The following is a 7,208-nucleotide window of genomic DNA, read 5'->3' as shown; positions in this document are numbered from 1 at the left end:
CGACGCCTGCCCCCGGCAAGCCGTCGCCCCCGACATCCAAGCCGCGCTCACCGTCCTGGGCCGACGCGACAGCACCCACGACCGGGCGGCCCGCATCGACCTGCACGGCACCTGCCTGGCCGGCGCGGATCTCCACCGCGCGGACCTCGGCGGCGCACTCCTCCGCGGCGCGGACCTCCACCGCGCGGACTTCAGCGGCGCACTCCTCCGCGGCACGATCCTCAACGGCGCGAACCTCTACAGGGCGGACTTCTACAGGGCGGACCTCCACAGGGCGCATCTCAGCTTCGCGGTCCTCGACGGCGCAGGTCTTCACGGCGCGAACCTCCACAGGGCGGACCTCGGCGGCGCGGACCTTCGGCGCGCGAATCTCAACGGCGCGGACCTCAGGGACGCGCGCCATGACGAACAGACCGACATCACCAACGTCACGATCGACCAGGACACCCGAGGTCAGTGGTGGTGACAGCCGCTGGGACGCGCCAGGGGAACGGGTACCGGGATGGCGTCTCAGAACTGGTGCCAGCGTCCGCTGTCGCCGGCGCGGGAGCCGTCGAGGCGCTGTCGCAGGGCGCGGGCGTGTTCGGGCGAGTGCCGGGCGTGGCGCAGCGGGCCGCTGATCTGGACCAGGTCGCGCATCTGCATCAGCAACCCGAATCCGGGTGAGATGGCCAGGTCGTAGCCGTAGCGGTCGGCGAAGCGCAGCGCCCAGTCGGGTTCGCTGCGGTAGCGCCGTGCCGCGTGCCAGGAGGGTGCCAGGTCGACCTCGCGGGGACCCCATGCCACGGAGTCCCAGTCGCCCAGCAGGGCGGTCGAGGAGGCGGGATCCCACAGCAGGTTGCCCGCCCAGGCGTCGCCGTGGATGAGCCCGGTGCCCAGTGGCCAGGTGATGGCGTCGAGTTCGTCGCGCAGCCGCGGGATGCGCTGCAGCAGCCATGTCCGGTCCTCGGCGGAGAGCACGCTGGAGGTCTGCGGGTCGGCGACCCCGCGTTCCAACGAGTCCAGGGCACGCCAGCGGGGCAGCCGGATCGGGCACTCCCGCACCTGGTGCAGCCGGCGCACCAGCTCGCCCAGCACGGCCGAGTCCAGCGGCGGGTGGTCGAGCTGGAGGTAGTAGCGCCAGAACGTCACCGTGCGCCCGGACACCAGCACGGCGTCGGTCCCGGCCAGGGGCAGCGCCAGCGGGTATCCCCGCTCGGCCAGCCAGCGGGTCACCGCGAGCACGGTGCGCGCGGCCGCCAGCTGGTCGCCGACGGCGATGCGGGCCACGGCGTGCTCGACGGGCAGCACGGCCACGGTGGTGGCGTAGTCGTGGACCACGTGCGCGCCGGTGGCGTCCAAGTCGGCCGCGGCGCACGCGGCGCGGACGACCTCGTCGTGGTCGGGGGAGGCGACCCGGTCCGGGGCCGGGGGTGCGCACCGACGGCCCGAGCCGGGTCCGGGCCGCGCGGGATCGTGGTCGGTCACACCGTGGTCGCTCACACAGGGATTGTGCCCGCGGGCAGCGCCCGGACACCGCTGTGCTCGGCGATCTCGTCGCGCAACTCCACCGCGCAGCGTCCCCGCAGTCGAGGGTGGCCCAGCTGAGCGGCCAGTCGTCTCAGCGACGGGACCAGCGGTGCGATCAGGTCCGCCTCGTCCAGGGCCAGCACCGGTCTGACCGAGTCCACCGCGGCGTCGACCCGGCCGCAGGCGGCCTGGGCGGTGGCCAGGTCCAGCTGGGCGATGGCCAGATCCCCACGGGATCGTTCGTGCTCGGGGCCGTTTTCGTAGGCCGTGATCGCCGCGGTGGCGGCGCGCTCGGCGAGCCGGGGGGCGCGGCACAGGATATGGATGCCCGCGTCGAGAGCGGACTGCTTGGCGGGCTCGAAGTGCAGGATGCCCCCGACCGCGTCGAGATCACTGCCACCGGCTCCCACGGCATCGCGCACCTGCATGGCCCTGGCCTGGGCCTGCCGGGCGACCTCGACGGCACCGGCGTGCGCGGCGAACCGGGCCTGATAGGTCCGCAGGCGCACCAGGGCGGTTCCCGACGACCGGCCTGCCAACGCCAGGGCCTGCTCCACCAGGTCCAGCGGCCGCGCGTCGATGGGCGATTTCTGCTCCAGCGAGTCGATGATCAGCGCCCTGGTGCCCAGCGCCCACGCCTGCAGCTCGGGATGCCCGATCGCCGAGGCCAGCGTCTCGGCGGTCCGGGCGAGCACCAGCCCCTGGTCGCGGCTGCCCACGACGTGACAGCCGTGCGCGAGCACCACGCTGGTCATACCGCCCAGCAGGTACAGGTCCTTGGTCTGGCGGGGATGGGTGCCCGCCTCCAGCACCGAGCGCATCTGCTGCCACAGGCCGGCCAGGGGCCGGAACCACACGGTGGCCGGCCGGTGCACGAAGTCACCGGCCTGTGGGGTGCCAGAAGTCGGCCGTACGGGACTGAGCTGCGGTTAGGCGGCTGTGGGTTCGTACTCGTTGATGAGGCCACCGAGGACTGCTCGGCGGCGTATCGAGGTCGAGGTGCGGCCCGGTTCAGCGATCGGCTGGTCTGGTCGTGGTGGCGCGAGTTGCAGTGCTTGGTGGGGTCGGCGGTGGTTGTAGTGGCATACGTAGCGGTCGAGTACCGCTCGCAGGTGGTGTTCGTTGAGGATGAGCAGTCGGTCGGTCGCCTCGCGTCTGATGGTGCCGACGAATCGTTCGGCGTGGGCGTTGGCTCGTGGAGACCGTGGTGGGATCTTCACGACCTGGATGCCCGCGCCGGAGAAGACCGCGTCGAACGAGGCGGTGAACTGGCTGGCCCGGTCGCGAATGAGGAACCGGAAGCTGTCGGCTCGGCCGTCGAGATCCATGAGCAGGTTGCGTGCTTGTTGCGTGGTCCATGTCCCGTCGGGGTTGGTGGTGGTGCCGAGGATGTGGACGTAGCGGGTGGCGACTTCCATCACGAAGAACACGTACACGCGCTTGAGGGTGACGGCGCAGTCGACGTGGAAGAAGTCACAGGCCAACAGGCCGGCCGCCTGGGCGCGAAGGAACTGTCGCCAGGAGGTGTCGGTGTCACGCTGGGGTGCAGGCGGTACCCGCAGGCGCTTGAGCACGCGGCGCACGGTTGAGGCGGCTACGCGGTGGCCGAGCTTGAGTAGCTCGCCTTGGATTCGGCGGTAGCCCCACCCGGCGTTCTCCTGTGACATCCGTTCGATCAGCGCCGCGACGGTGTCGTCGATCGGCGGTCGGCCGGTGCGGTTGGGGTAGGTCCACTTCCGCGCGACCAGACGTCGGTGCCACCGCAGGATGGTCCCCGGTGTCACCAACCGGTGTTGCCGTAACCAGTCGGGTAGGTGTCGGATCAACGCGGCGAGCACCGCGCGGTCGGCCCAGTCCAACCGCGGGCGGGGGTTGGTCCGGCGCAGTACGGCGACCTCGTGCCGCAGTACCAGCAGCTCCACGTCCTTGGCCGCCGTCGATCGGCCGAGCAGAATCAGCTGGCCGATGTGCCGGGCGAAGATCAGGTACAGCAGTCGTAGCGCCACGCCCCACGATCATGCTCCTACAGCTACTTCTACGCGATCACCGCAGCTCAGTGCCTCAGTGCAGAGTTTTGGCACCCCACAGGGCGATGAGCCGGGTGCGATCCGCGGTTGTCCCCTGCGGTAACAGATGTAACCGTATGTAGCGATGAGATGGGCATGGGAGTGCTGCGGGACCCGGTCAAATGGCGCGAAGTGATAGATGCGTACCTCGAGCTCCGCGACCGCCCCCACATGACACCCCAACGGCGGGGCCAGCAGTTTAACGGCCTGATCGCCGACCTGTTCACCTGCTTCGGGCTCACCGCCAAGCCGGACCAGCAGGGCGACGCCGGTGAGATCGACGTGACCTTCGGCGTCGGCAACCAGCGGTTCATCCTGGAGGCCAAGTGGGTGGACAAGCGGACCCCGATCGACCCCATCGCCAAGCTCCAGCGCCGCCTGGACCAGCGCATGCGGAACGTGACAGGCGTGTTTCTCTCCATGTCCGGCTACACCCCCGGCGCACTCACCGGGGTCGACAAGGGCCGCCAGCTGGACGTGCTGCTGCTCGACCAGGAGCACTGGGAGGCGATGCTGTTTGGCCTCGTGCCACCGACGGAGATGATCGACCTCCTCACCGACGTCGCGTCGTACCAGGGGCAGGCCTACACCCTGCTCGGCACCCTGCTGCGCAACGACGTCCCGGTGCCACAGCTGAGCTTCCCGCCTGCCGCCGTCTCGGTCTGCGCTCCCTTGGCCGACCACGTGCGCACCGAGGTCGTACTCGGCGGCGTCCGGTCGCGGACTGCGGGCCTCACCCTGACCGGGACGGACTCGATGCTGCTCACTACCGACGACGGCGTGCTGAAGGTCGATTTCACCAGCCGAGCGGTGTCCTGGGCGGTGCCTGTGCACGGCTGCCACGGGCGTGCCGTCGAGCAGGGCGACGCGATCCTCGTGCAACGCGGGGTTGGCACCGGCCTCTACCGCAACGGGCAGCTCCGACCCGTCCAGCCGGCCGACCTCGTCGCGACCGCACCGGTCGCGTTGTCCCCCAACGAAGTCGCCCACGTCGACGACACCACCCTGCGCGTCGCGGACCTCGGCACGGGGCGCAGCGTGGACCTTGCGCACGTCGATGGTGTGATCGTCGGCGTGGCCGCGGGGAACAAGGCGAAGTCCCTGTATCTCGCGGTTCAGGACAGCGGCGACCGGATCACGGTCGTGCGCGTCACCGCCACCAAGGCGTGGCTGCACGAGGTGAAACAGGTTCCTGCGCCACGCCCGGCGGAAGCAGCCCCCGTTCCGGTGGCACAACTCGTGATGCCGCTGCCGGCGCCGGCCGCACCCCAGGATTCGCGCGCGATCGAGGAACAGCAGGGGTATCGCGACGGCCAGTCGATCGCGGGTGATCTTCCGTTGTTCGCACTGGACGCGGCGGCCACGGTGCACTTCGACATCGCGCGGTGGCTGGAACCCTTCCGAGAGACCTGGCGGCAGCTCGTCACCCGCGAGGCACCCGCGGGCACCGAACTCCTGCCGTGGCTGCCGCAGGTGGCGCGCAAACTCGGCTCACTCGCCGCGCCCGACCGCACCGCGGAAGCGCACTTCGCTCCGTCGCCCGCCTACGTCGCCGGATTCGGCAACGGTATGCGCGAGGCCTGGCACAGCGCGGTTCGACGACAGGCTGTGCCGTACGACGCGCAGTTCCGCCAGCAGTGGTTGCGCGAGGCGGTCGGCAAGCGCGCGGTACTGCGCGGCGCGTTGACCCTGACCGAGCTGCGCACGTCGACGCTCAAAGGGCAGGCGGCGACCACCTCGAAGTGGTTCGGTCGCGTCGTCCTATGGCTGGTGACGTCCGTGCTGGGTCTGTTCGAGATCGTGGCGATCATCATCGCGGCGACCGGCGGGTGGCCTGGCATCGGCCAGACGATTGCCGGACTGCTCGTCTTCACCGTGCCGTTCCTGGCTTTCCTCACCTGGACGGTGCTGGACCTGCGTCGTTTTCGAAGGTTGCGGCGCACCGCTTCCGCCTCGCTCGTACGTCCCTGAACCTCGTACAGCTCAAGCGCCCGAGCCCACTGCTCCCGCGCTTCCCCAACTACCCGCATGCCGCGGGCACGTCACCGAGGTGGTGCAGCACAGTGGCTTCCTCGGAGGGGTCGTCCAGCTCCCGGTACAACATCAGCGCCTCGCGCAGCCCGACGAGCGTTCCCATGATCATTGTGACGGATCGAACTGCGGCGCTGTACTCCCTGGCCACCACCGTCGAGTCGGACGCGATCGGGCCATCAACCGTCACCACCGGGGGCGTCGACCTGAAAGTTGCCCTCGATCACCAACATGCCGCTGGAAACCGCTGGTCAAGTCCGGAACCGTCTGCGTGTAGCCCTGCCCAGGAGAACGAACCTGCGCGTAATGAAATGTCTTCCTGTGAGCCGCTTGAAGGAAGCGCCACGTGGACGTGAGCGGCAGAACACAGGGCCGTAGGGCTGAGTGAGTGCCGTATGTGCCGCACACGGGACTCTGACGCACACCCGCGTCGTCGCCGCGCTCCACCGAGGACCACTTGATCCTTGTCAAGGGAGTCGACAAGGAGGAGCAGGAGGAGGAGAATTCGTTGTGCCGCAACGGGTTCCGCCTGCGCCGAACTACGCTCAACAGAGCCGTTCTAGGTGCCGCTAAACCTGTTTCGGGTGGGGTTGACCCGTTTTGACGGACAGGGTCGATGAGGTGTGGTCAGGCTACCTGTTCCAGCTGGTGGCGGGTTGCCTCGTAGGCGGCGGGGCTGAGGTAGCCGAGGCTGGAGTGCAGGCGGCGGGTGTTGAACCAGCCCTCGATGTATTCGAAGATCGCCTTGTGCGCCATGGTCCTGGTCGGCCAGGGCTGTCGGTGGAGCAGTTCGGTCTTGATGGTGGCGAAGAACGACTCGGATACGGCGTTGTCCCAGCACTGGCCCTTGCGGCCGACCGACAGCCGCACGTCCAGGTCCTCGGCGAGCGCGCCGAAACGGGCGGAGGTGTATTGACAGCCCCTGTCGGCGTGGAAGATCACCCCGGGTTCGGGGCGGCGGTGTCGTACGGCGTTGTCCAGGGCCTGGGCGACCAGGTCGGTGCGCAGGTGGTCCGCGGTGGCCCAGCCGACCACGCGGCGTGAGGCGATGTCGATGACGGTGGCCAGGTGGAGCCACCCTTCCCAGGTGTGGACGTAGGTGATGTCGCCGCACCAGCGGGTGTCGACATCCGTTGCGGCGCAGGAGAAGTCGCGTCGGATCAGGTCCGGTGGGACGGTTGCGGCGGGGTCGGGGACGGTGGTGGTGCGCCACCGTTTCGGGGCACGACCGGCGCGGCCCGCCTCGCGCAACAGTCGGGCGACGCGTTTGCGGGAATGCCGCAGGCCACGGGCGCGCAGTTCGGCGTGCACCCTGGGTGCCCCGTAGGTCCCCTTCGATTCGTCGTGGATGGCGGCGACCTGTTCGGCCAGGTCCGTGTCCTGCCGTCGGCGGGCGGAGGGCGTGGCGGTGCGGTGGGCGTAGTAGGCGGCTCGGGAGACCTGAAGCAGCGCGCACGCCCGTGTGACGTTGCCGCCGCTCGACTTCTCCGCCTCGATGAACGGGTAGAGGTTCACCGGGTCTCGTTCGCGAAGAAAGCCGTGGCACGCTTGAGGATCTCCACGTCCTCGGTCAGTCGGCGGTTCTCCCGCCGCAGCCGAACC

At 69.6% G+C, this 7,208-nt stretch carries 6 protein-coding genes; 2 read left to right on the top strand and 4 right to left on the bottom strand.

Features of this window, described 5'->3' with window-relative positions; all coding sequences use genetic code 11:
- Positions 1–466, top strand: a 466-nt coding sequence (locus IEZ00_RS37855; protein WP_189225979.1) for a pentapeptide repeat-containing protein, incomplete at its 5' end; no start/stop codon positions are given.
- A gap of 44 nt (positions 467–510) precedes the next feature.
- Here the strand turns inward: IEZ00_RS37855 and IEZ00_RS26075 are convergent.
- Genes IEZ00_RS26075 through IEZ00_RS26065 form a run of 3 tightly spaced genes read right to left on the bottom strand, consistent with a single transcriptional unit; the run spans position 511 to position 3,515 of the window.
- Positions 511–1,482, bottom strand: a complete 972-nt coding sequence (locus tag IEZ00_RS26075; RefSeq protein WP_189225978.1) for a phosphotransferase enzyme family protein — start codon at positions 1,480–1,482, stop codon at positions 511–513.
- Positions 1,479–2,384, bottom strand: coding sequence for a hypothetical protein (locus IEZ00_RS26070; RefSeq protein WP_189225977.1), 906 nt, complete (start codon positions 2,382–2,384; stop codon positions 1,479–1,481). Before IEZ00_RS26070 ends, IEZ00_RS26075 begins: the two co-directional genes overlap by 4 nt.
- Positions 2,385–2,438: 54 nt before the next feature.
- Positions 2,439–3,515, bottom strand: a complete 1,077-nt coding sequence (locus IEZ00_RS26065; protein ID WP_189225976.1) for an integrase core domain-containing protein — start codon at positions 3,513–3,515, stop codon at positions 2,439–2,441.
- Positions 3,516–3,671: 156 nt separating this feature from the next.
- On the opposite strand from IEZ00_RS26065, the gene IEZ00_RS26060 reads away from it, so the two are divergent.
- On the top strand, positions 3,672–5,546 hold the full coding sequence (locus IEZ00_RS26060; protein ID WP_189225975.1) for a restriction endonuclease: 1,875 nt from the start codon (positions 3,672–3,674) through the stop codon (positions 5,544–5,546).
- Between the two features lie 687 nt (positions 5,547–6,233).
- Here IEZ00_RS26060 and IEZ00_RS26055 read toward each other — a convergent pair.
- The coding region (locus tag IEZ00_RS26055) for an IS3 family transposase (RefSeq protein WP_229796099.1) at positions 6,234–7,208 on the bottom strand (975 nt) is incomplete at its 5' end.

The organism is Saccharothrix coeruleofusca (genome assembly GCF_014648515.1).
Taxonomy (GTDB): domain Bacteria; phylum Actinomycetota; class Actinomycetes; order Mycobacteriales; family Pseudonocardiaceae; genus Actinosynnema; species Actinosynnema coeruleofuscum.
Note: the sequence above shows the minus strand (reverse complement) of the source record. Positions and strands in the feature narration are given on the sequence as shown.

Bases quoted from the DNA above. Each gene is read 5' to 3' on its own strand.
- IEZ00_RS26060 (WP_189225975.1), top strand. From the start codon at position 3,672: ATGGGAGTGCTGCGGGACCCGGTCAAATGGCGCGAAGTGATAGATGCG.